At 49.2% G+C, this 736-nt stretch carries 1 protein-coding gene; it reads left to right on the forward strand.

The features are described 5' to 3' along the window. A partial coding sequence (locus RZO55_RS08970) for a type IV secretory system conjugative DNA transfer family protein (RefSeq protein WP_318063941.1) occupies positions 1-736 on the forward strand: 736 nt, incomplete at both ends.

Consider the following 736-nt stretch of genomic DNA (forward strand, 5'->3'; position numbering starts at 1 on the left):
TTCTGTTGGGCGAGTACAAAGGAAAGCCTGTGATTCATCCACTGAACCACCCGCTTAGATTAAACTCCAACTTCCTGATCTTTGGTGGATCCGGAACTGCTAAGACCGCCGGTTTTGCTATCCCGGGAATTCTGCATATTGCGGAAAACCTTAGACACTCCATGATCGTGACAGATCCAAAAGGTGAGCTATATAACAAGACGTCTCGATACTTGGAGAGCCTGGGATATAACGTTGTTTGCTTCAATCTCCTGGATGAGAGCAAGCGGCGTTCCCACCGGTATAACCCCATGCGAAATCTGAAAAGAAACGGACTCATCATGACGGACGAAGTTGTGGAGCTGGCAGACCAAATTATTGCTGCGACCGGAGGGAAAGGGAAGGATCAATTCTTCACCAATTCTGCCCGGGATTTTCTGATTGCCTTGATGCTGTTTCTTCTCGAATCTCGCCCTCCCGAAGAATGGCATCTTCGGAATGTGCTCCACCTTGCGTCCACAATCGGAAAGAACCAAGAACAATTGAGGAGCCTGTTTGAAACCCTTCCTCCTCAATCGCAGGCGCGGGCCTTTTTCGATAACGTAGACGCTCCGGGAGCGGAAAAGCAATGGGAAGGGATTCGCGGTGAACTTCGAAGCCGCCTAGGGCTTTGGAACCTTCAAAGCATTGCCAACCTGACAGCAGCAAGCGACTTTGAACTATCTCAGTTGGGGAAGGAAAAAACGATTATCTACTT

Source organism: Clostridium boliviensis (genome assembly GCF_033342255.1).
Taxonomy (GTDB): domain Bacteria; phylum Bacillota; class Clostridia; order Lachnospirales; family Lachnospiraceae; genus Lacrimispora; species Lacrimispora boliviensis.